At 58.5% G+C, this 23,450-nt stretch carries 22 protein-coding genes; 11 read left to right on the top strand and 11 right to left on the bottom strand.

From position 1 onward, the window contains the following. The first annotated feature begins 18 nt into the window (after positions 1-18). The 4 genes from HDC30_RS18285 to bfr all read left to right on the top strand — a co-directional run bounded on the left by HDC30_RS18285 (position 19) and on the right by bfr (position 3,758). A complete protein-coding gene (locus tag HDC30_RS18285) occupies positions 19-1,020 on the top strand; it encodes a DNA-directed RNA polymerase subunit alpha (protein WP_003186012.1) in 1,002 nt (333 codons plus the stop codon). Between the two features lie 42 nt (positions 1,021-1,062). Next, positions 1,063-1,449 (top strand): 50S ribosomal protein L17, encoded by a 387-nt coding sequence (gene rplQ / locus HDC30_RS18280; protein WP_003176402.1) that lies wholly within the window; start codon positions 1,063-1,065, stop codon positions 1,447-1,449. Positions 1,450-1,688: 239 nt separating this feature from the next. Beyond that, a complete protein-coding gene (locus HDC30_RS18275; protein ID WP_183784278.1) occupies positions 1,689-3,143 on the top strand; it encodes a catalase in 1,455 nt (484 codons plus the stop codon). Positions 3,144-3,293: 150 nt separating this feature from the next. After that, positions 3,294-3,758 (top strand): bacterioferritin, encoded by a 465-nt coding sequence (bfr, locus tag HDC30_RS18270; RefSeq protein ID WP_003228714.1) that lies wholly within the window; start codon positions 3,294-3,296, stop codon positions 3,756-3,758. 64 nt (positions 3,759-3,822) lie between these two features. Here the strand turns inward: bfr and uvrA are convergent, their stop codons facing one another. Continuing rightward, a complete protein-coding gene (uvrA, locus tag HDC30_RS18265; protein WP_183784276.1) occupies positions 3,823-6,657 on the bottom strand; it encodes an excinuclease ABC subunit UvrA in 2,835 nt (944 codons plus the stop codon). 191 nt (positions 6,658-6,848) lie between these two features. Here uvrA and HDC30_RS18260 point away from each other — a divergent pair, with 191 nt between their 5' ends. Next, positions 6,849-8,246, top strand: coding sequence for an MFS transporter (locus HDC30_RS18260; RefSeq protein WP_139055401.1), 1,398 nt, complete (start codon positions 6,849-6,851; stop codon positions 8,244-8,246). 9 nt (positions 8,247-8,255) lie between these two features. Further along, positions 8,256-8,774: a single-stranded DNA-binding protein gene (locus tag HDC30_RS18255; RefSeq protein ID WP_007966163.1), complete on the top strand. Its 519-nt coding sequence runs from the start codon at positions 8,256-8,258 to the stop codon at positions 8,772-8,774. Positions 8,775-8,974: 200 nt separating this feature from the next. On the opposite strand, the gene HDC30_RS18250 is transcribed toward HDC30_RS18255, so the two are convergent. The 6 genes from HDC30_RS18250 to HDC30_RS18225 all read right to left on the bottom strand — a co-directional run bounded on the left by HDC30_RS18250 (position 8,975) and on the right by HDC30_RS18225 (position 13,501). Beyond that, positions 8,975-10,132 carry a glutathionylspermidine synthase family protein gene (locus HDC30_RS18250; protein WP_183784274.1) on the bottom strand — a complete coding sequence of 386 codons (1,158 nt, stop codon included), beginning with the start codon at positions 10,130-10,132 and terminating at the stop codon, positions 8,975-8,977. Positions 10,133-10,134: 2 nt separating this feature from the next. Beyond that, positions 10,135-10,812: a DUF1190 domain-containing protein gene (locus tag HDC30_RS18245; RefSeq protein ID WP_183784272.1), complete on the bottom strand. Its 678-nt coding sequence runs from the start codon at positions 10,810-10,812 to the stop codon at positions 10,135-10,137. 17 nt (positions 10,813-10,829) lie between these two features. Continuing rightward, positions 10,830-11,255 (bottom strand): DUF350 domain-containing protein, encoded by a 426-nt coding sequence (locus HDC30_RS18240; RefSeq protein ID WP_041074455.1) that lies wholly within the window; start codon positions 11,253-11,255, stop codon positions 10,830-10,832. A 15-nt stretch (positions 11,256-11,270) separates the two neighbouring features. Further along, a complete protein-coding gene (locus HDC30_RS18235; RefSeq protein ID WP_095139068.1) occupies positions 11,271-11,921 on the bottom strand; it encodes a DUF2491 family protein in 651 nt (216 codons plus the stop codon). A 195-nt stretch (positions 11,922-12,116) separates the two neighbouring features. Beyond that, positions 12,117-12,815: a PspA/IM30 family protein gene (locus HDC30_RS18230; protein WP_007966153.1), complete on the bottom strand. Its 699-nt coding sequence runs from the start codon at positions 12,813-12,815 to the stop codon at positions 12,117-12,119. Between the two features lie 17 nt (positions 12,816-12,832). After that, positions 12,833-13,501, bottom strand: a complete 669-nt coding sequence (locus HDC30_RS18225) for a YjfI family protein (RefSeq protein WP_047602485.1) — start codon at positions 13,499-13,501, stop codon at positions 12,833-12,835. Between the two features lie 570 nt (positions 13,502-14,071). Between HDC30_RS18225 and HDC30_RS18220 the strand changes: the two genes are divergently transcribed. The 5 genes from HDC30_RS18220 (at position 14,072) to HDC30_RS18200 (ending at position 19,260) form a co-directional block, all read left to right on the top strand. Next, a complete protein-coding gene (locus HDC30_RS18220; RefSeq protein WP_097089405.1) occupies positions 14,072-15,202 on the top strand; it encodes a ThiF family adenylyltransferase in 1,131 nt (376 codons plus the stop codon). Next, positions 15,203-16,396 (top strand): MFS transporter, encoded by a 1,194-nt coding sequence (locus HDC30_RS18215; RefSeq protein ID WP_183784270.1) that lies wholly within the window; start codon positions 15,203-15,205, stop codon positions 16,394-16,396. 90 nt (positions 16,397-16,486) lie between these two features. Beyond that, positions 16,487-17,221 carry a TenA family transcriptional regulator gene (locus tag HDC30_RS18210; RefSeq protein WP_183784268.1) on the top strand — a complete coding sequence of 245 codons (735 nt, stop codon included), beginning with the start codon at positions 16,487-16,489 and terminating at the stop codon, positions 17,219-17,221. Positions 17,222-17,402: 181 nt separating this feature from the next. Continuing rightward, positions 17,403-18,512, top strand: coding sequence for a DUF3182 family protein (locus HDC30_RS18205; RefSeq protein ID WP_027614240.1), 1,110 nt, complete (start codon positions 17,403-17,405; stop codon positions 18,510-18,512). Further along, on the top strand, positions 18,502-19,260 hold the full coding sequence (locus HDC30_RS18200; protein WP_027614239.1) for a S9 family peptidase: 759 nt from the start codon (positions 18,502-18,504) through the stop codon (positions 19,258-19,260). Before HDC30_RS18205 ends, HDC30_RS18200 begins: the two co-directional genes overlap by 11 nt. Before the next feature lie 114 nt (positions 19,261-19,374). Here the strand turns inward: HDC30_RS18200 and HDC30_RS18195 are convergent, their stop codons facing one another. From HDC30_RS18195 to HDC30_RS18180, 4 genes are read right to left on the bottom strand one after another with little or no spacing between them, the layout of a single operon-like run. Then, positions 19,375-20,349: a lysylphosphatidylglycerol synthase domain-containing protein gene (locus HDC30_RS18195; protein WP_183784266.1), complete on the bottom strand. Its 975-nt coding sequence runs from the start codon at positions 20,347-20,349 to the stop codon at positions 19,375-19,377. Then, positions 20,346-21,620: a cardiolipin synthase ClsB gene (gene clsB, locus HDC30_RS18190; protein WP_183784264.1), complete on the bottom strand. Its 1,275-nt coding sequence runs from the start codon at positions 21,618-21,620 to the stop codon at positions 20,346-20,348. Before clsB ends, HDC30_RS18195 begins: the two co-directional genes overlap by 4 nt. Next, positions 21,617-22,414: an endonuclease/exonuclease/phosphatase family protein gene (locus tag HDC30_RS18185; RefSeq protein ID WP_183784262.1), complete on the bottom strand. Its 798-nt coding sequence runs from the start codon at positions 22,412-22,414 to the stop codon at positions 21,617-21,619. Before HDC30_RS18185 ends, clsB begins: the two co-directional genes overlap by 4 nt. Next, on the bottom strand, positions 22,411-23,337 hold the full coding sequence (locus tag HDC30_RS18180; protein WP_183784260.1) for a DUF72 domain-containing protein: 927 nt from the start codon (positions 23,335-23,337) through the stop codon (positions 22,411-22,413). Before HDC30_RS18180 ends, HDC30_RS18185 begins: the two co-directional genes overlap by 4 nt. Between the last annotated feature and the right edge of the window lie 113 nt (positions 23,338-23,450).

Below are 23,450 nucleotides of genomic sequence, written 5' to 3'. Positions count from 1 at the left end.
TAGAAAATAGGTGCATCCATGCAGATTTCGGTAAATGAGTTCCTGACACCCCGCCACATTGATGTGCAGGTTGTCAGTCCAACCCGCGCCAAGATCACTCTCGAGCCTCTCGAGCGTGGTTTTGGCCACACCCTGGGCAACGCGCTGCGCCGCATCCTGTTGTCCTCAATGCCCGGCTGCGCAGTAGTCGAGGCCGAGATTGACGGTGTGCTCCACGAGTACAGCGCCATCGAAGGTGTACAGGAAGACGTAATTGAAATCCTGTTGAACCTTAAAGGTCTGGCCATCAAGCTGCACGGTCGTGACGAAGTTACGCTGACCTTGTCGAAGAAGGGTTCGGGGGTGGTTACCGCTGCCGATATTCAGCTGGATCATGATGTCGAGATCGTTAACCCCGATCACGTAATCGCTAACCTGGCGTCTAACGGCGCCCTGAACATGAAGCTCACCGTAGCTCGTGGTCGTGGTTATGAACCAGCCGACTCGCGTCAGAGCGATGAAGACGAAAGCCGCAGCATTGGTCGCTTGCAGCTCGACTCTTCGTTCAGCCCGGTTCGCCGTATCGCATACGTGGTGGAAAACGCCCGTGTCGAGCAGCGTACCAACCTGGACAAGCTGGTTATTGATCTGGAAACCAACGGTACTCTGGATCCTGAAGAGGCTATCCGCCGCGCTGCAACCATCCTGCAACAGCAGTTGGCTGCGTTCGTCGACCTCAAAGGTGACAGTGAGCCAGTGGTTGTCGAGCAGGAAGACGAGATCGATCCGATCCTGCTTCGCCCGGTTGACGATCTGGAACTGACTGTACGTTCGGCTAACTGCCTTAAGGCGGAAAACATCTACTACATCGGCGACCTGATTCAGCGTACCGAAGTAGAGCTGTTGAAGACTCCGAACCTGGGTAAGAAATCCTTGACTGAAATCAAGGACGTTCTGGCCTCCCGCGGTCTGTCCCTCGGCATGCGCCTCGACAACTGGCCGCCTGCAAGTCTTAAGAAGGACGACAAGGCGACTGCCTGATCGTCGTAATCACCGAACGTAGTGTTTGGTAAGGAATGAACCATGCGTCATCGTAAAAGTGGGCGTCACCTGAGCCGCACCAGCTCGCACCGCAAGGCCATGTTCCAGAACATGGCGGTGTCGTTGTTCGAGCACGAGCTGATCAAGACTACTCTGCCAAAAGCCAAAGAACTGCGCCGCGTTGCCGAGCCGCTGATCACTCTGGCCAAGACAGACAGCCTGGCTAACCGCCGTCTGGCTTTCGACCGTACTCGTTCGAAAGCTATCGTTGGTAAGCTCTTCAACGACCTGGGCAAGCGTTACGCTACCCGTGAGGGTGGCTACCTGCGCATCCTCAAGTGCGGCTTCCGCGCTGGCGACAACGCGCCTATGGCGTACGTCGAGTTGGTTGATCGTGCTACTGCTGGCGAAGCTGTATCCGCCGAGTAAGACGTCAGTCTGAAACGAAAAACCGGGCCTAGTGCCCGGTTTTTTGTGCCCGCAAGAAATGCGCTGTTCGTACAAGCTTCTGACATTGTTGTGTTGCCACTATGTGCAGGGAAACATAATTAGTAATTATCTATCGATGACTGAAAGTTAATGAATTTGTAGGTGTCTCATCGATGATCAATACTTCCCAGCAAGCCGATTAGCCGGCAGTTTCAAGACTGACAGAGGAAGAAGACCATATGAGCCAGATCAAAACGCTTACGACCGCCAGTGGCGCACCTGTCGCCGATAACCAGAATTCTCGCTCCGCCGGCCCCCGTGGCCCGCTGCTGCTCGACGATTTTCATCTGATCGAGAAGCTTGCCCATTTCAACCGTGAAAACATTCCTGAGCGCCGCGTGCACGCCAAGGGCTCGGGTGCTTACGGTACGTTCACCGTGACCCGTGATATCACCGAATACACCAGCGCCAAACTGTTTGAGGCCGTGGGCAAGCAAACGCCAACGTTCTTGCGCTTCTCCACTGTAGGCGGCGAACGTGGCTCGGCTGACACTGAACGTGATCCACGTGGGTTCGCTCTGAAGTTCTACACCGAGGAAGGCAACTGGGACATCGTTGGCAACAACACTCCTGTGTTCTTCATCCGTGACCCGTTGAAGTTTCCCGACTTTATCCACACCCAGAAACGCCTCCCGCAGAGCAACCTGAAAAGCGCGCAGATGATGTGGGACTTCTGGTCGCATTCGCCGGAAGCACTGCACCAGGTGACCATTCTGTTTTCGGATCGCGGCATTCCCGATGGCTACCGTCACATGCACGGCTTCGGCAGCCACACCTACAGTCTGATCAATGCCAAAGGTGAGCGTCACTGGGTGAAGTGGCACTACAAAACCAAGCAAGGCATCAAGAACCTGGCACCGGCCGATGCTGCGCGCCTGGCGGGTACCGATCCGGATTACGCTCAGCGTGATCTGTTCGAGGCGATTGAGCGTGGCGACTTCCCGAAATGGCGTGTGTGCATTCAGATCATGACCGAGGCGCAAGCCGCAGCGCATTACGAAAATCCGTTCGATGTGACCAAGACCTGGTCGCAGAAGGAGTTCCCGCTGATCGAAGTCGGTGAGCTGGAGTTGAACCGCAACCCGCTGAACTACTTTGCTGAAGTTGAGCAAGCGGCGTTCGGTCCGAGCAACATGGTGCCGGGTGTTGGTCTGTCGCCGGATCGCATGCTGCAAGGCCGGGTTTTCGCCTATGCGGATGCGCACCGCTACCGTGTTGGCACCAACCACCAGCAATTGCCGGTGAACGCTCCACGCAGCCCGGTGAACACTTACCAGCGCGACGGTTCGATGGCTTTCGGCAGCAATGGTGGTGCAGCACCTAACTACGAACCGAACAGCTACATTGAATCACCGAAGCAAGCTCCGCACTACGCCGAGCCTGCACTGGCATTGAGCGGTGCTGCTGACCGTTACGATCATCGCGAAGACACCGATTACTACAGCCACGCCGGTGCGCTGTTCTGTCTGATGAGCGACGAGCAGAAAGCCTTGCTGGTCAGCAATATCGCCGGCGCCATGAGCGGTGTTTCACCTGATGTGGTTGATCGTCAGTTGCAGCATTTCTATAAGGCCGATCCGGCGTATGGAGAAGCAATCGCAAAGCTGCTCGACGTACAGCTTAACGAAGTCTAAACGAGAAGCAGAACCGCCCTCATTGGGGCGGTTTTTGCGTTATTTAGGCTGGTTTTCTCGGAATATCTTCGCTTTTATTGCGCGAAACGGGGTGACCTTCCGGTCAGCTTGGTTCAAACTACAGACTTTCAAGCAGGGAGATGTAGGGCGATGCAAGGCCACCCAGACGTAATCGATTACCTCAACACGTTGCTGACCGGCGAACTGGCCGCGCGTGACCAATATTTTGTTCACTCGCGGATGTATGAGGACTGGGGTTTCACCAAGCTCTACGAACGAATCAACCACGAGATGGAAGAAGAGGCCGGGCACGCCGACGCACTGATGCGCCGGATCCTGATGCTCGAAGGCACACCGCGCATGCGCCCGGACGATCTCGACGTCGGCACCACCGTCCCGGAGATGCTCGAAGCAGATCTGCGTCTCGAGTACAAAGTCCGCGCCGCTCTGTGCAAAGGCATTGAGTTGTGCGAGCAGCACAAGGATTATGTCAGTCGCGAAATCCTGCGTGTTCAGCTCAACGACACTGAAGAAGATCACACCTACTGGCTGGAAAAGCAGTTGGGCCTGATCAAGCTCATCGGTCTCGAGAATTACCTGCAATCTCACACCTGATTGCACAGACACAAAAAAGCCCCTGTCACGGTTGAAGTGACAGGGGCTTTTTCATGCCCGGAGATCAGGCCCGATCGCGAATCAGCAATGGCTTGAGGTAATGACCGGTGTGAGACTGCTTCATCTCGGCCACTTCCTCCGGCGTACCGGTGGCGATGATCTGACCACCCTTGGAGCCGCCCTCCGGCCCCAGATCCACCAGCCAGTCGGCAGTCTTGATCACGTCCAGATTGTGCTCGATCACCACTACGGTATTGCCGTGGTCGCGCAAGCGATGCAGCACGTCGAGCAATTGCTGGATATCCGCAAAGTGCAGGCCGGTGGTCGGCTCATCGAGGATATACAGGGTCTTGCCGGTGTCGCGCTTGGACAGCTCGCGTGACAGCTTGACCCGCTGCGCTTCACCACCGGACAGCGTGGTTGCCGACTGCCCGAGCTTGATGTACGACAGGCCCACATCCATCAACGTCTGTAGCTTGCGCGCCAGCGCCGGTACCGCGTCGAAGAACTCCCGGGCTTCCTCGATGGTCATCTCGAGGGTTTCGTGGATGCTCTTGCCCTTGTATTTGATCTCAAGGGTTTCGCGGTTGTAGCGCTTGCTCTTGCACACATCGCACGGAACGTAGATGTCCGGCAGGAAGTGCATTTCGACCTTGATCAGGCCGTCGCCCTGGCACGCCTCGCAGCGCCCGCCCTTGACGTTGAACGAGAAGCGCCCCGGGCCGTAACCACGGGAGCGCGACTCGGGTACACCGGCGAACAGTTCGCGGATCGGTGTGAACAGCCCGGTGTAGGTCGCCGGATTGGAGCGCGGCGTACGGCCGATCGGGCTCTGATCGATATCGACGACCTTGTCGAGATGCTCCAGGCCCTTGATGCTGTCGTGTGCGGCCGCTTCCAGCGTGGTCGCACCATTGAGTGCAGTAGCGCTCAATGGGAACAGCGTGTTGTTGATCAGCGTCGACTTGCCGGAGCCGGAAACGCCGGTCACGCAGGTCAGCAAGCCGATCGGAATTTCCAGATCGACGTTGCGCAGGTTGTTGCCGCGCGCGCCCTTGAGCGACAGCGTCAGCTTCTTGTTACGCGGCGTGCGTTTGGCCGGCACTTCGATCTTCACCCGCCCCGACAGGTATTTACCGGTCAGGGAATCCGGGTGCGCCATGACTTCGGCCGGCGTGCCTTCAGCCACGATCTGCCCGCCGTGCACCCCGGCGCCCGGCCCGATATCCACCACATAGTCGGCCAGACGAATCGCGTCTTCGTCGTGCTCGACCACGATCACCGTGTTGCCGATGTCGCGCAGGTGCTTGAGGGTGCCGAGCAACCGGTCGTTATCGCGCTGATGCAGGCCGATGGACGGTTCGTCGAGGATATACAGCACCCCGACCAGACCGGCGCCGATCTGGCTCGCCAGACGAATGCGTTGCGCCTCGCCACCGGACAGGGTGTCGGCGCTGCGATCCAGCGATAGATAGTCGAGGCCGACGTTGACCAGGAACTGCAGACGCTCGCGGATTTCCTTAAGGATCTTGTCGGCGATCTCGCCACGCCGACCTGTCATCTTCAACTCGCCGAAGTATTCGCAGGCATCGCCGATTGGCAGGTTGGTCACTGCCGGCAGGGTTTTCTCGCCCACCCACACATGCCGCGCTTCACGACGCAGACGGGTACCTCGGCAATCCGGGCAAGCCTGGGTGCTGAGAAACTTGGCCAGCTCTTCGCGCACGCTGGCCGATTCGGTTTCGCGGTAGCGACGCTCAAGGTTCGGCACGATACCTTCGAACGGGTGCGAACGTTTGACGATGTCGCCGCGGTCATTGAGGTACTTGAAGTCGACATTCTGCGAGCCGCTGCCGTGCAGGATCTGTTTCTGCTGTTCGGCGGTCAGCTCGTTGAACGGCTTCTCAAGACTGAACTTGTAGTGCGAGGCCAGTGAGCCGAGCATCTGGAAATAATAGACGTTACGCCTGTCCCAGCCGCGAATCGCGCCCTCGGCAAGAGTCAGTTCACCATTGACCAGGCGCTTGATGTCGAAGAACTGCTTCACGCCCAGGCCATCGCAGGTCGGGCAGGCGCCGGCCGGGTTGTTGAAGGAGAATAGCTTCGGCTCAAGCTCGCTGATGGCATGGCCGCAGATCGGGCAGGCAAAGCGCGCGGAGAAGATCATCTCTTCACCTGGCTCATCGTCCATCGGCGCGACCAAGGCAATGCCGTCCGCCAGCTTCAGTGCGGTTTCGAACGATTCGGCCAGACGCTGCTGCAGGTCGGCGCGGACCTTGAAACGGTCGACGATCACATCGATCGAGTGCTTCTTCTGTTTATCCAGTTTCGGCAGTTCATCGAGTTCGCAAATGCGGCCGTTGACCCGGGCGCGGACGAAGCCTTGGGCGCGCAGCTCTTCAAAAACCGAAAGGTGTTCACCTTTGCGTTCGCGAATAACCGGCGCCAGCAACATCAGCTTTCTGCCTTCCGGTTGTGCCAGCACCAGATCGACCATCTGGCTGACGGTCTGCGCCTCCAGTGGAATATCGTGATCCGGGCAGCGCGGCGTACCGACGCGTGCATACAGCAGGCGCAGGTAGTCATAGATTTCGGTGATGGTGCCGACCGTGGAACGCGGGTTGTGCGAGGTCGACTTCTGTTCGATGGAGATCGCCGGCGACAAACCTTCAATGGTGTCGACGTCGGGTTTTTCCATCATCGACAGGAACTGTCGGGCGTAGGCCGACAGGGATTCGACATAGCGGCGCTGACCTTCGGCGTACAGCGTGTCGAAGGCCAGGGACGACTTGCCGGATCCGGACAGGCCGGTGATGACGATCAGTTTGTCCCGTGGCAGGGTCAGGTCGATGTTCTTCAGGTTGTGGGTACGGGCCCCACGTATCAGGATCTTGTCCAAAGTGGCCTCGCTCGGCGGGCGTCGAAAACGTAGGAGTATACGGGCAAATACTGGATGGATGCACACTATCAAACGAAGGGTTTTTTACCTTGCATGAAGAGAGTTTCATCTATACGCGTCATAGCGTCGCGATATACCCCGTCTTTCGATGGGACTGGTAGAATCGCCGCCGGTTCACACGAGGTTTTTCCATGCACGATCCCCACAGCGAACGCATGAGTGGCAGCGAGACCCGCGCAGCGAGCGGTCTGGCCCTGGTGTTCGCCTTCCGTATGCTTGGCATGTTCATGGTGTTGCCGGTACTGGCGACCTACGGCATGGACCTGGCGGGAGCGACCCCGGCCCTGATCGGGCTGGCGATTGGCGCTTACGGCCTGACCCAGGCGATTTTCCAGATTCCGTTCGGGATCATTTCCGACCGTATCGGCCGGCGGCCGGTGATTTTCCTCGGGCTGGTGGTCTTCGCCCTCGGCAGTGTGCTGGCGGCTCAGGCCGATTCGATTTGGGGCGTGATCGCCGGACGCATCCTGCAAGGCGCCGGGGCAATTTCCGCTGCGGTGATGGCGTTGCTTTCCGACCTGACTCGCGAACAACACCGCACCAAAGCCATGGCCATGATCGGCATGACCATCGGGCTGTCGTTTGCCGTGGCCATGGTGGTCGGGCCGTTGCTGACCCGCGCGTTCGGCCTGTCCGGCCTGTTCCTCGCCACGGGCGGCATGGCCCTGTTCGGGATCGTCATCGTGATGTTCATGGTGCCGAAATCCACCGGGCCGCTGAGCCATCGTGAATCCGGAGTGGCGCGTCAGGCCTTGATGCCGACGCTCAAACATCCCGATCTGCTGCGCCTGGACTTGGGCATTTTTGTGTTGCACGCGATGCTGATGTCGAGCTTCGTCGCGCTGCCGCTGGCGCTGGTGGAAAAGGCCGGTTTGCCCAAGGAGCAGCACTGGTGGGTTTACCTGACTGCGCTACTGATCTCTTTCTTCGCCATGATCCCGTTCATCATCTATGGCGAGAAGAAACGCAAAATGAAACGAATTTTGCTCGGCGCCGTCCTGACGCTGATGTTCACTGAGCTATTCTTCTGGCAGTTCGGTGACAGTTTGCGGGCTCTGGTGATCGGTACGGTGGTGTTCTTCACCGCGTTCAATCTGCTGGAAGCTTCGTTGCCGTCGCTGATCAGCAAGGTTTCACCGGCAGGCGGGAAGGGCACGGCCATGGGCGTGTATTCCACCAGTCAGTTCCTCGGTTCGGCACTCGGCGGGATACTTGGCGGCTGGCTGTTTCAGCATGGCGGTCTGTCGGTTGTGTTCCTTGGATGTGCGGGTCTAGCTGCCATCTGGCTGGCCTTTGCTGTTACCATGCGCGAACCTCCCTACGTGACGAGCCTGCGCTTGCCGTTGTCGCCCGAGGCGATCCGCGAAGCGGGTCTGGTCGAGCGCCTCAAGGCCCTCGTAGGGGTAACAGATGCAGTGATAGTTGCTGATGAAGCGGCTGTTTACATCAAACTGGACAAAGAATTAGTGGATCGCGACACCCTCGAACGCCTGGTGAACAACCCGGCCGGGGCTGCTTGCGAAGCCTAGGAGAACGTTATGGCCCGTGGGGTTAACAAAGTCATATTGGTCGGCACTTGCGGCCAGGATCCCGAAGTTCGCTACCTGCCTAACGGTAACGCCGTGACCAACCTGAGTCTGGCAACCAGCGAACAGTGGACCGACAAGCAAACCGGTCAAAAGGTCGAGAAGACCGAATGGCACCGTGTTTCGATGTTCGGCAAGGTTGCGGAAATCGCCGGCGAGTACCTGCGTAAAGGTTCGCAGGTGTACATCGAAGGCAAGCTGCAGACCCGCGAGTGGGAAAAAGACGGTATCAAGCGTTACACCACAGAAATCGTGGTCGACATGCAAGGCACCATGCAACTGCTCGGCGGCCGTCCACAACAGGGCGACCAACAAGGCGGTGGCAACAACTACCAGCAGCAGGCGCCACGCCAACAGGCTCCGCGTCCGCAGCAGTCGGCTCCGCAACAGCGTCCAGCCCCGGCTCCACAGCAGGCTGCACCGCAACCAGCTCCGGATTTCGACAGCTTCGATGACGATATCCCGTTCTGATTCGCTGCTGCATCCACGCTGAATAAAAAAGGCCCGTCGTTCAAAACGACGGGCCTTTTTCATTGCGCAAAATCCGCGATTACCACTGATCTCCTGTGGGAGCGGGCTTGCTCGCGAAGGCGTCGGATCAGTCAAAGCATTTGTTGAATGGCAGTCCGCTTTCGCGAGCAAGCCCGCTCCCACAAATGCGGATGTGTGGTTCAGTCGAGGATCAGGTGCGGCAGAAACCGGCTTGAATCCTTGGTGATCAGACTGTTGTCTTCGCGCACGCCGATCCCCGCCGCCTGATCACCAATCACCCACGAGCCGATCAGCGTGTAGCTGTCGTCGAACTTCGGCAATGGCGCAAATTCCTGCAGGATGAATGGCGCATCGGTGTAGGGCCCGTCTTCTTTGACGATCAGACCTTCTGCCGTTTGCAGTTCGATATTCGCGCCTTCGCGGGAGAAGTACGGTTTGCGTACCCAGCCCTTGGGCACCGCACTGGCCGGATTCGGATCAAGGTGCGCCGCGAGCAGATTCGGATGCCCCTTGTGCAGCTCCCACAGCAAAGGCAGCGCGCCTTTGTTTGACAGGATCGACTTCCACGCCGGTTCGAAAAACTGCGTATCGCTTTCGGCAATCGCTGCACCGAACGGCTCGTGGAAAATGAATTCCCAGGCATGCAGCTTGAACAGGTGCGGGATCCAGCGATCCTCAAGGTCGACGAAGCGACCCTCGGCGGTCAGGCCGATGTCTTCGATGTCGATGTGCCGGGATTCGATGCCGACCTTTTCCGCGATCAGGCGCAAGTAGTCGGTGGTGCCCTTGTCTTCGACCGAGTCTTTCATCGACGCAAAGTAGAACGGCCGCTTGAGCTGCAACTCGGCAAACGCCTGGTGCAGCTTGGTATCGATGCTGTTGAACTGGTCGGCATGGCGCGGCAGCATCCCGCGCTCGATGCACTGCTCCAGCCAGCCCCACTGAAACGCCGCTGCCTCATAAAGGCTGGTCGGCGTGTCGTAGTTGAGTTCCAGCAGCTTCGCCGGGCCGTTGCCGCTGTAGGAAAAGTCCATGCGCCCGTAGAGATGGGGATGACCTTCCAGCCAGGAAGTGCGGATCATGTCGTAGTACGGCGCCGGGATGCTCAGGCGATCCAGCAGCTCTTCGCTGTGCACCACGCGGTCGACCAGGTTCATGCACATCTCGTGCAGTTCGGTGGTCGGATCCTCCAGATCGTTTTCAATCTGCGCGAGCGTGAACTGGTAGTAGGCGCTTTCGTCCCAGTACGGCTCGTCGTCGATGGTGTGGAACAGAAAGCCGAGGCTTTCGGCAGTCTGTTTCCAGTCGGGGCGCTCGGCGCAGTGGATCTTCTTCATGGTCAGCTGCTCGAACTGCCCCAGCCGCCCCAACCGCTGCGCGCGGAAGACTGGCTGCCGAAGCCGCCGCGGGACGTCGACGAAGCGACGTTGACCGGTTTGCTCCGGGTGCTGTCGTAGCGGGTGTCGGTGCGGGTAGCCGGTGCCGATTCGATTTTGCGGTACCGCGTCGAGGTGTTGTAGGTCTGGCGCGTATCGCGATCGCGATAGACCGTGCGATTGGCGTTGTTGCTCATCGCATTGCCGATCAGCCAGCCCGTCAGCCAACCGTTGCCGCCGCCGGACGAGTGAGATGTACTTTGTGCGTTCTGCGCGGCGGAGGCTTCACCGGCAGGCATCTGCGCATTGGCAAGCGCATTCAGGTCCTGTGGCGCCTCGCCGTTCTGCGGCACCTTGAAACCGCCGAGCTTCGGCACGAAGCGGCCATCGGAGTTTTTCTGGCACCAGTCGGCGGCGAAGTCGGCGTCGCACTTGGCCTTGTCATCGTAGGCCGGGGCAATGCGTCGGTGTTCGGTCAATGCCGCGACGTAGGCGTTGGAGCAGACATCGGCGGCCACTTCGGCGCCGACGCACTCCTCGACAGATTGGAAGCGTTGCTGATCCTGCGCGGCAACCTCGCCGGAAATCGCCAGCGCCACCGAAGCGGCGAGGGACAGTTGAACGTACTTGCTGCGTTTCATCGAAGGCTTCCTGCCGATCAGTTGGACGGGGTCATGCACGCGGCATTGAGCATGCCGACACTGATGGCCACTGCGGCCACGTAGATACCCGAAGCGATTTCACCGTTGGCTATCCGCTTGGAGGTGCCTTTGAGAACCAGGCCGGTGGCGAGGAACGCGAGCAATTGCACCACCGCCGCAATCACTGCCCACAGCACGAAATCGAGGACGTTGACCGAAAACGCGATCACGTTGCTGGCCGGAATCGCAAAACCGATGATCGCGCCGGACAGGGCGATCGCGGCAGCGATGTTGCCGGAGCGGATCAGCTCAAATTCTTTGTGGGGCGTGATGCGCGTGTAGACGAACTGAAACAGCATGAACAGCAGCACGGCGCCGATCAGGTAGACGACGAAACCGACCAGTGCGGTCTTGTTCAGGGAAACGGCCAGCACTTCCAGCATGGAAAACTTCCTTATTTAAATGGTGCTCAAATCAGTCGTGTACAGCGAAATGCCCAGCGAGGTACTCAGGCTGACGGTGCCTTCCTCGTCCTGTTCGACGGAGAACAGCAGCAGTTCGCGGCGATCGGTCAGGCCGGTCTCGCGCGCGTAAAGCATGGAGTGGTGTTCGATGGTGTAGCTCTCGTCCGGGTTGACCACATGTTCGGTCATCGGTACGAGTTCGGTCTGGCCTTGTTCGGTGCCCCATTCGCGGCTGTACTGGACGCCGTCGTGGGTGTAGATCGGCAGGCCGATCGGGCTTGCGGGGCCGGCCAGGCGCTGCAGCTCGGCGTCACTGTTGACGGTCACGTAGCTGAGGTAGTTGAACAGGGTGACCGACTCGATCTGGTCGTCACCGGTGACGTGGATCTGCAGCCAGAAGTCTTCGTTATTGAGGTAGTAGCGATGCAGCTTGTTGGATTGGCCGAGGTCGATCCAGCCGGCGCTCCAGATTGCCTCTGCCGCTGGAACCTGCACCGAAGTGCTGCCATCGAGCAGCAAGGCCAGAGTCGAATCGAATCGCACGCCTTTGCCTTGTGCCATCCCGAGTGGGCCACTGGCAACGGTTGGCGTTGGCGCAGCGGTCTGCCAGTTGCTGGTGCCCAGCAAGTCTTTGAACCATCCCATGGGTACATTCCTTGACGCAGGTGGAGGTGTTCGTCGTAAAAAACGCCGCCAGTGTACCGGGCCGGGCGACGAACGACACGCCGTAAACCATGTGGGAGCGGTTTGCTCGCGAAGGCGGTGTGTCAGGCAGCTAAGGTACCGACTGGCACACCGCTTTCGCGAGCAAGCCCGCTCCCACAGGTTTTGTGCAAACGCTTACTGCGCGGACTTCTGCTTCAGACGCTCGAGGATCGCATTGGCGCTGCCTTCGTTCGGCGTGATGCCGGCGTCGCGCAGTTTGCGTTCCAGGTCATTGCCGGTCGAAGCGTCAGCCAGCTCATCGGCGGCACTCAGCTCGGCAGCGCGTTGCTGCTGCTTGGCCTGCAGACGGTTCAGCGTGCCCACCGCGGTTTCCAGCTTGCCATTGGCGCCGCCGCTGGCGATGGATGCGCTGACCTGTGCTTTCTGCACGCTTTCACGGGCCTTGGCCATGTCCACCTGCTGGCGCAGGCTCTTGATCCGCGACTCGGCCTTGCTGATGTCCTTGCGCATGTTTTCGGCGTAGGTGCCGAATTCGTCGCTCTGGGCTTTCTCGGCGGTCAGGTCGTTGGTCAGGGTCGAAATCGCTTCAGCCACTTCCATCGCCAGGTCTTCGCGGCCGGCGTTCAGCGCGGAAACCGCCTTGGCTTCCAGATCCTTGATCTTGGCGTCGTACTCGCTCACGCGGTCGGCGGCCAGCTTGTGCTTGGCCATGATGGTGACCAGCTCACGGCGGGCATTCGACAGCGCGGTGTCGGCGTCGCGGATTTCCTGGTCGAGGATGCGCAGGGCCTGTTGGTCGACGATCGCTTCGCCAACTTCATTGGCGCCGCCGCGCAGCGCGGTGAACAACTTGCTCCAGATGGACTGAGTCATTGGATATTCCCTGTTGATTACTTGAAGAAGTGTTCGAAGGCTTCGCTCGCGCGCTGCACGTTGTCGACCAGGGTTTTCACCTCGGTGACGACGTTGGTCAGGCTCGAGTCGGCGCTGAGGGCGCCAAACATGTTGTAGACGGTCTGACCGTTGGGCATCGACTCGATGCCGATCGACGACAGCGGGAACATTTCCCGGCTGCGCAGCACGGCGTCGTTGAAGGCGCGCACGTCAGTGATCGAATCGATATCCACCAGCACGGTGTCGACGATGATCTGCTGACCGGCCACGGCGATGTGAATCGGCAGACCGCCGAATTCGTTCATTTCCAGCCTGATGCTGGGTTCGGAGCTCTGGATCAGAGACAGCGTGATCTCGTGCGAAGCCACCTCGTCCAGTGCCTTGAGGGCGTTGAAGAGGCTATCGATGTTCCAGTTGTTGCCTGCGCTCATGTAATTCTCCGACATGAATGAGCCAGCCAGAATCGGTTGGCGTAGCTGTTGCTCCATCTGCTTGAGCAAGCTTCGGTTTTCCGGAAGCACCCAAGTTTCGTGTTTCACATAACCGGCGGCAGCCAGGCCCGCGCGCATCTGCTTCATGTAGAAGCTCGACGGTTTTTTCGCGGACGGTTTCGAGCGCTCTCCCTTTGGGCTCTCTGATGCAACGGTGGGGGAGCGACTTTTCATGGCAATGACTCCGTTATGAACATCTCACGCGTGAGCCACACTACAACCAATTCAAAATGCCATCAATGGCTCACGCGTGAGATTTTTTCGGCATGTCGACATCGCTGATGAGGTGGTGGTCGCAAGCGTTGTCCCGGGTGGGGAGTGTGTTTCTGATTAATCACTGATGTTTATTGTCTGGAAGGCGAGTTTGTTTCTCAATTCTCTCGCTGTGATTTTTTATTGTTTAAGTATTGAAGATAATTCCTACATTGTTTTTCTATGTTTCCGTAAGAAGTAATGGCGGCACTTCGTAAAAGCGTAGGAAGTGTATTTTGCGTGAGTAATATTAAGAAACAAGGTGAGTTCGCAACCACTGAAAACTTATTCTAGTTTTGGGGTGTGCACATCTTCACCCCGGTGGAAACAGCTTCACCACCGGCCCTTCAACTTTTGAGGAAATCATTATGACTTTCGAAAAAGCATCTTCCGCTGGCGATTCTCAGATCGGCTGATCTGATCAGTAAGAACCGGGGCCTTAATGGCCCTGGTTCTTTATCAAGTTGTTTTAATAGCGATTGAGGCTCGAATATGAAGCTTTGTCTTAAACCGACGATTATTCCGTTCAAACTTGATGGTCAGGTCGTTTTGCGCTTTAACGGTCAATACGCAAAAATCCCCGACCCCCACGGTGCTGTCTGGGAGTTCGCCAAGGCACTTGATGGCCGTACACCCTATGAGGAGTTGATTACCCAGGTGGCAGGCCGTTATCCCGCGGTGGATCAGGACGAAATCCGAAGCGTCGCGCAAGATCTGATCAAATACCGGCTGGTCGAGAGTCCGGATGCCTTTGAGACTACTTCTCTTTCGGATCATGATCGCATCAGATTTTCCCGCAACATCGACTTTTTCGGGTCGATGGCGGCTGTGGGCGAGAACAAGTTCACCCCCCAGGAAAGACTGCGCATGGCCAAGGTCTGTGTCCTGGGCTGCGGCGGTCTGGGCACCCATATTCTGTTCGACCTGGTAGCGCTGGGTGTCCACCATCTGACGATCCTCGATTTTGACACGATCGAGTTGAGCAATTTGAACCGGCAGATCCTTTACAAGGAAGCCGACGTCGGCATGCCGAAGGTTGCAACGGCCAGGCGCAGGTTGCTTGAATTCAACAGTCACCTCGACATTACTGCTCACGAAACCCGCCTGCAGTCGGCGCAAGACGTCGCCGGCATCGTACGCGGCCACGATATTGTGATTTGTGTCGCCGATAAACCCGCGAACTACATGGCCGACTGGCTGAATGAGGCCTGTGTTGAACAGGGCGTACCCTTCATTTCAGGCGGGCTTGATGTACGGCGCTCGGTGTTTTATTCGGTGGTGCCTGGCTCCTCGGGCTGCGGTGCTTGCTGGCTGACGTCGGCGCGTAACAAGAGCAGCCTGGTGAACAGCGTTTCGACCATGGCCAAACAGCACGACATCACTTATGAGCATCCCGGCCCGGCTCTTGTGACTTTGGTGGCTGTCACCGCCGGGATGATGGTCAGCGAAACGGTCAAGATCATCACCGGCTGCCAACCGCCACAATTGACCAACAAGCTCAAGGAATTCACATTCGACGACCTGAACGTCAGCGTTGCTGAAGTCTGGCAGCAGAATCCGGACTGCACAGTGTGTGGACATCTCGCGAACGGGCAACGGTCGCGGCAGGCGGAGACTGTCTAGATGTTCAAACTCCTGGCTTCCTATGCCATCACGTCCATCTGTTCATGGGCCATCGCGTTTCTGATCCCGCTTTATGTTTATGAGCAGACCGGCTCCCCAGTCTGGACGTCGCTGGCTTTTTTCGCCGCGATGGCGCCCTACATACTGGTCACGCCCTTCGCCGGTGTGTGGAGTGATCGCTACAGCAAACGGCGTTTTCTGATTGGTGGTGATCTGATCAACATCGTCACCGGCTGCCTCATATATGCTGCCGTGAGTACGCTGTCCGGGAGCAACTTGAGTATTACTCTGTTACTGCTGAGCTTTCTGTTGGCAAGCGTCGGTGCCACCCACCACCCGGTCTTCCAGAGTATTGCGCCTGCGCTGATCGAGGGGCCCAAACTCCACCGGTTCAATGCGATCGTCAACGCCAGTGACAACATCATTCGCATCGTTGCACCAATCGGCGTTGCAGCCTTGCTGGCCTTCAGTACCAAGGAGCAGTTGCTGATTGGCAGCATTGTCGGATTTGCGCTATCCCTGCCGCTTTGCTTCTTGCTGAAAGAGCAGGGTAAGCCTGCGCCTGCCACCACGCGGGTATTCACGGAAATCAAAGCCGGACTGCTGTATGTCATCCAGCAGCGAGAACTGTGTTCGTTTGTCATGCTGTTCTTTTTCTGCAATTTCGGTTTTGCCTTGATCGGTGCCAGCCTTGTCTATGTCTACACCACGCTACTGGCCGTGCCATTGAGTGATGTGGGCTATTACTACGGGCTCATTGGTGCAGGTGCCGTCGCCGGATCAGCTATGGGGGGGGTTCTGGTGAAGAGATATCCGGCCGGCATTCTTATCCGTCGAAGCTGTTTGCTGGCCGGGGTGTTCACGCTGATGGGGGCGATGGCCAACGATCCGTGGTCACTTTCGGCACTGTGGGCGCTTTCTACCGGTTGCCAATCCGTGGTGGTCATCGCTTTTTTCACCTATCGCCAGCAAGTGGTTCCGCAAACCATTCTGGGGCGAACGGTGGGAGTTACACGGCTCATTGCCTACCTCGCGATTCCTCCCGCGAGCCTGCTGAGTGGATGGCTGTTACTGCATTTCTCGAGCAGTGCTGTGATTCTTGCGTCAGGCGGTCTGTGCATCATTTTCGCCTCTCTATGTGCTTACTTTCTGGCCAGGTTTGAGCGCCCGGTCATTTACAGCGACGCACAATGAATACGGTTTTGTAAGTTTTTCGGGGTTTCGGAATAACTGGAAAGTTTCGATCAGTTGGATGGCTGATAAAGAATTAAAAGGAATTTAAAGTTGGATGAAAACAAAGAGTTGAATGGCGGCGATAGGGTGAAGGTCATTAAATTCATAACCGGAGGCACATTATGGGACGAATGGCTGGACGCTGATGCGTTAGATGGATTGGTTAATCATGAACTGTTGCTGGCAATGCAAGACGGTCATGTTTCTCTGCAGGGGATGCGTTACTTTCTGATCCAGCATCATTACTACTCGCGAAACTTTACCCGCTTTCTGTGCGCGATCCTCAATCGCCTTGAGTCCCTTGGCGACATAAAATTGCTATTGGAAAACATGCAAGAGGAAATGGGCATAGATGGGAATAACAAGCTCACGCATGCCGAGTTGTTTCAAAGGTCGCTGCGGATCCTGGGCACCCATCCCTTGGCTGAATTGCCTTTACCTCAGACCGTGGATTTCACCCAATGCATCATGCAGCTTTGCCGGAGTGAAAATCCTGTAGAGGGCCTCGCAGCGCTCTGCCTGGGAGCCGAAGCCATTGTGCCGCTGATTTACAAACCGATTCTGCTGGCACTGGAGGGACTGAATGTCAGTGAGGAAGGCCTGGAGTTCTTTCGCCTGCATATCGAAGAGGATGAGGACCACGCGATAACCATGCTGGGAATTCTGCAACGCCTGACTAACCAGACTCCTGAAGCCAAGCGGCTTGCGATTCAAACCGGGCGTCAGGCTATGCTCAAACGTTGTGTCATGTTCGATGCCATCTGGAAGGAAGTCAGTCAGCAGTAGTCGGCGTCCCGTTTCGTGCAAATTGCCGCGGATTCGCTGGCAGTCGTGCAGTTTGAAACAGGCCCGATGCCACCATGCTTGTTCCAAGCGATTGAATCATTGGGCATTCCCGGCGCCAGGCGATTGGCCTGATCTCTGCACTTCTCTCATTACATTCATCAATTGGCTTGAAGGGGGACGCATGACCCCGATGTCGAGCAGGAAAGTGGTCGTCGCCCATTCGGTTCGGGCCGGGGCGCCGCAACATGAAGTGCAGACCAACAAGGCACTTGCCCGCTGGCTGGCGCAGATTCTGGGGCTCAGCTTCGGCGGAAGCTTTGACCCGCAGAAGCATCGCGGTCGCGATTTGTATTGGCTGCCGACCCAGACCATTGTTGGCCCGGCCAGCGCGCGTAATCTGGGGATCAGGGGTCCCGGCGATTTGTGGGGCGGGTACGTCGAACACGATTTCATTTGCACCAAAGCCATCAGCCACGGCTTGCGCAGTCATCTGGCTCACGCGCCACAAGGCTGGGCGCCGCAATTCTCCGAGCGCGTTCGCGATGTGGTGCTCGACGGCTTGACGGTGTTTGCCGTGGAAGATGCGCGACCCGCTGCCGAGCATCTGCTGTACAGCGGACCGATCCGCCTGAAGCCGATTCACGCCTGTGCCGGTCGTGGCCAGGAAGTTATCAACAGCCTCGACGCGTTCGATGAAGTACTGGCCCGTGCAGAAGCGGAAGCGTTGTTTCGCGATGGCGTGGTGCTCGAACAGGACTTGAGCAAGGTCTTCACCCACAGCGTTGGCCAGTCATTCATCGGCGACAAAGTGCTTAGCTACTGCGGTGATCAATACTTGACCAAGGATGCCCATGGCGAAGACGTCTATGGTGGTTCGAATCTGTTGGTAGTGCAGGGCGGCTACGAAGATCTGCTGGCGCTGGACTTGCCGGATGACGTGCGACTGGCCATCAAGCAGGCGCAGATTTTCGACCGGGCGGCGGATGAGGCTTATCCAGATTTCTACGCCTCGCGGCGCAACTACGACATTGCCCAAGGCCTGGACAGCAATGGCAAACCCCGCAGCGGGGTGCTCGAACAATCCTGGCGCATGGGCGGTGCCAGCAGCGCTGAATTGGCCGCGTTGCAAAGCTTCGTCAATGATCCGCAGATGCCCGCGATCCGCGTGTCGACCGTAGAAACCTATAGCGATCAAAGCCTGCCGGCGGACGCCATCGAAATCTATCGCGGGCCAGCGGAGAACAGCGACTTCCTTCTCAAATACGTAACGGTCAAATCTTATGACGGCTAGAAGCGAAAGCATTCAGATCGACATTGATGATGAACAGATGAGCGGGACGTTTCTCAGTCCAAAATCGAAGGTCCCCGGCGTGTTGTTTGTGCACGGTTGGGGCGGTAGCCAGGAGCGTGATCTTGAACGCGCCAAGGGCATCGCCGGTCTCGGTTGTGTATGCCTGACCTTCGACCTGCGCGGCCACACCGGTGGCACCGGCATTCCGCTGACGCGGGTGACGCGCGAAGACAATCTGCGTGACCTACTCGCAGCCTACGACCGCCTGCTGGCGCATCCGGCGCTCGACACCTCGGCGATTGCGGTGGTTGGCACCAGTTATGGCGGTTACCTGGCTTCGATCCTCACCTCGTTGCGTCCGGTGCGCTGGCTGGCGCTGCGGGTACCGGCGCTGTATCGCGACGAGCAATGGCACACGCCCAAGCGTGAACTGGACAAGGCCGACCTGCGCGACTACCGGGCGACGTTGGTCCGTGCAGACAGCAACCGTGCATTGCACGCCTGTTCACAGTTCACCGGGGATGTGTTGCTGGTGGAATCGGAAACCGACGACTACGTGCCCCACGCGACGATCATGAGCTACCGTGCCGCCTGTCAGCAGACGCATTCGCTGACGCACCGGATAATCGATGGCGCCGACCATGCCTTGAGCGAGCCGGTTTCGCAGCAGGCCTATACTTCGATTCTGGTGGACTGGATTACCGAGATGGTGGTGGGTGAGCGGTTGAGCATCATCCAGTCCACATGATTTGTTGTGGCTCTTCGGACGCCTTCGCGAGCAAGCCCGCTCCCACATTTGGAATGCTTTCTACCTGTGGGAGCGGGCTTGCTCGCGAAGGGGCCATCAGCCATAACAAAAAAATCATGAAGGTTTCTTTTCGATCCGCAACGCCTTCGCCTTGGCCTCGACCAGCAAATACATCACCACCGTAATCAACAACGGCAACAGAAAATAGATCGCCCGATAAGCCAGTAACCCCGCCACCAGACTGCCCCGCGAAGCTTCGTGCTGCAGCAGCGCGACAAACACCGCTTCCAACACTCCAAGCCCCGCCGGAATGTGCGTGATGACTCCGGCAATCGCGCTGATCAACAGCACGCCGAGCACCAACGGATAATCCAGTTTGCTCGGCAGCAGAGTGAAAATCACCGCCGCCATCAGCGACCAGTTCAATGCACCGAGCAGCAATTGCAGGACGGCCATGCGCAGTGATGGCAGGTTGATTTCCACCCCGCGAATCGACCACTCGCGGCGCTTGGAGAACTTGCACGCGGCGAGGTAACCGGCACTCAATAACAACAGCAGCACGCCAATGCCCTGCAACGCGGCGCTGCTGATTTTCCAGCCCGGCGGCATGCTCACCAGGCCGCTGCTGAACACTACGCCGGCAATCGTCATATAACCGAACCAGTTGGTGGCCAGGCTCAGACCGAGAATCTTGGCGATGTTGCTTTTGCTCACCCCCAGGCGCGAATACAGCCGATAGCGCATGGCAATCCCGCCGACCCAGGCGCTGAGATTGAGGTTGAACGCATAACTGATGATTCCCACCGGGAGGATCTGTTTCCAGGTCAGGTCCTGGCGAATGTAGGTGCGGCCGATCAGGTCGAAACTGGCGTAGGTGAGAAAGCTCAGCAGGGTCAGGCTGGCGGCAATGATCAGCGTGCGCACCTTGAAGTCGGCCAGGGTTTGCAGGACTTCCGCCCATTCGATACGGGTGGCGAACATCGTCAGCAACACGATCAGCGCGAGGAAGAACAGCAACGTCAGTGGGCGTTTCCAGCGACTCCAGCGAGAGTGAGTGGCGGGCGCAGACTGTGCGTGGGAATGGCTCATGACGTGCGCCCCCGAAACGGCTTTAGCCGCGGTTTGTGCGCCGGCAACCATCCGGCCATTGACGGGAAATGCCGCAGGAAGTGAAACACCAGAAACCCTACGGTCATGTGCCAGATCCGCCCGCGTGGCGACATGTCGGCGTCCATGGCCTTGCAGTGATTCTGGCTCAGGTCTTCAAGGCGCTGAAACAAATGCTGATTGAACGCGCGATCGCGGATCAGCACGTTGGCTTCCAGGTTCAGCGACAGGCTCAGCGGGTCGAGATTGCTCGAGCCGACGGTGCTCCATTCCTCATCCACCAACGCGACTTTGCCGTGCAGCGGGCGCTGGCAATATTCGTGGATCTGCACGCCGGCCTTGAGCAGGTAGTCGTAGGTCATGCGCGCCGCGAGTTTGGCCACCAGCATGTCCGGTTGACCTTGCAGGATCAGCCGCACCTCGACGCCACGGCGCGCGGCGTTGCGGATCTCGCGCAGCAGGCGGTAGCCGGGGAAGAAATAGGCGTTGGCGATCACCACCCGGCGTTTGGCCCGGCGCAATGCGTGCAAGTACACATCTTCGATGTCGGTGTGATGCTGATCGTTGTCGCGAAACACCAGACGTACCTGACCGTCGTGATCGTTGAAAGCCATGTCCGCCCGGCGCTGACGCCGGCGCTGCCACCAGAACCGTGCGCGTCCCGGACGACCACTTTGCAGCAGGGCGAAATGATGAATGTCAGCGACCGCTGGCCCTTGAATCTGCACCGCATAATCCTGTTTCGCTTCGGGGCCGAAATCGGCTAGGTGATCGCCGGAAAAGTTGATCCCGCCAATGAACGCGATCAGTCCGTCGACCACCACAATCTTGCGGTGCAGGCGGCGGAACCAGTTGGTGCGAATGCCCAGGTGCTTGGGCGCCGGGTCAAACATTTGCAGATGCACGCCCGCTTCGCTCAGTGCCGCGAGATAACCGGTGGTCAACTCGCCGCAACCAAAACCGTCGAGGCTGACAGTGGTGCGCACGCCACGCCGGGCGGCGTCGATCAGGATCTGCTGCAACTCTGCGCCGACCTTGTCTTCGAAAACGATGAAGGTCTCCAGCAGAATTTCACTCTTCGCCGCACGCATGGCGTCGAACACCCGGGGGAAATATTCCTCGCCGTTTTCCAGCAACTCGACGCGGTTATTGCCCTGCCAGCCGTACTCGACATCGACATGCCCGGGCTCGCGCACTGGCGGGTTGATGCTGATCGGTTCCACGGCGGATTTCTCCAGCGGTGCGCTGCTCATAGTTCGATCTCCACCGATAACGGGACGTGGTCGGAAAGGTGTGACCAGGGCCGGTTGGCCAGGACTTTCGGTTGGCTGGCCTTGAGGTTGCGTACATAAATACGATCGAGCCGCAGCGTCGGCAGGCGCGCCGGAAAACTGCGCGCCGGTTTGCCGTGATGCTCGGCGAACACCTCGCGCAGGCCGCAGGGTTCGAGCAGCGCGTCGGCACGCTGGCGCCAGTCGTTGAAGTCACCGGCAACGATCACCGGTGCGTCAACCGGCAGCTCCGCCAGACGCTCGCCGAGCAGTTTCAATTGCGCATTGCGATGGCTTTCGCGCAGACCCAGATGCACGCAGATCGCATGCACTTCGACGCCATCGCCGGGCAGGCGCAGCACGCAATACAGCAGCCCGCGGTTCTCGTGGCCGCTGATCGAGACGTCGAGGTTGTCGTGGCGGATGATCTGGAATTTCGACAGCAATGCATTGCCGTGATCGCCCTCCGGGTACACCGCGTTGCGCCCGTAGGCGAACTGCGGCCACAGGCTGTCGGCGAGGAACTCGTATTGCGGCATCGTCGGCCAGTTGCTGTAGCGCTTGGGATGATGCTCGTGGGTGCCGTGGACTTCCTGCAAAAACACCACGTCGGCGGCCACGCTGCGCACCGCTTCGCGCAGCTCCGGGAGGATGAAACGTCGGTTGAGCGCAGTGAAACCCTTGTGGGTGTTGACCGTCAGCACGGTGAAACGACGCACCGACACTTCAACGCTGGTCTGCTCGTCGGTGAACCCGACCGGCTCTGGAATACTCATGCCAGCACCCCTTCGGCAGCCGGTTCACCGGGGGTGGTGGCGAGCGTTTTATCCAGCTCGAATCGGTGGAGCAAACTGCGCGCGTCGTAGGGCGCGCGGACTTTGATGTCGTTGTCGAAATAGCAGAACACTTCGCGGGATGTACGCGCCCGCGGCTTGAGGCGCGGCGCGATCAGATGCGCATCGCCCGGCTGCCGGCCGTGATGCCAGGCGTCGATGCGTTCAGCCCATTTGTTCAACGCGGCGTCGGTGTAGCCGCTGGCGTACAGCTCTTCGGCACCGTGCAGGCGCAGGTAGACGAAATCGCTGGTGAGGTCTTCGCGGTACGGCCATTTGCCGGCGGTGTCGGCGATCACCAGGGCGGTGTTGTAGCGTTTCAACAAGCGCACGAAGTTGGGATCGATGAACGTGTCATTGCGCACTTCCACGGCATGGCGCAGCGGTTTTTTGCGCCAGGCTTTGAGGCTGGCGTGGCCGTGAAGATGTGAATCGTGTTGGCGGGCGAGGGCGGCGGCCGCTGCAGTATCGTGGGGCAACAATGAGAGGAAGTGTTCGAAGCGCTCGGGGTCGAATTTGAAGTTCGGCGGAAACTGCCAGAGGATCGGCCCGAGCTTTTCCTTAAGCTCCAGCACCCCGGAGGCGAAGAAGTTCGCCAGCGGCTTTTCGATCTCGCGCAGGCGCCGGACGTGGGTGATGAAGCGCGGCGCCTTGACGCTGAACACGAAGTCGTCCGGCGTTTCGCTGTACCACTGGGCATAACGTTCGGGCCGTTGCAGGGCGTAGAACGATCCATTGATTTCGATGCTGTTGACCGCCCGCGAAGCGAACTGTAATTCGCGCTTCTGCGTCAGTCCTTTCGGGTAGAAATCCCCGCGCCACGGAGCGTAGCGCCAGCCGGAAATACCGATGTGAATCGTTGCCATGCCGCCCTCCCGTTGTCAGTCCTCGTACAGCCTGTGTCTGTTGATGACTGCGGGCGGTTCGGGAAAGTTTCGGTGGCGTTACGGACGGTACATCCCTGAGAGCAACACAAAGC

It is taken from the genome of Pseudomonas sp. JAI115, from assembly GCF_014200835.1.
In the GTDB taxonomy this organism is placed as follows: Bacteria; Pseudomonadota; Gammaproteobacteria; order Pseudomonadales; family Pseudomonadaceae; genus Aquipseudomonas; species Aquipseudomonas putida_A.
The sequence above is the reverse complement of the archived record's forward strand: the minus strand, read 5'-3'. Positions and strand labels throughout refer to the sequence as shown.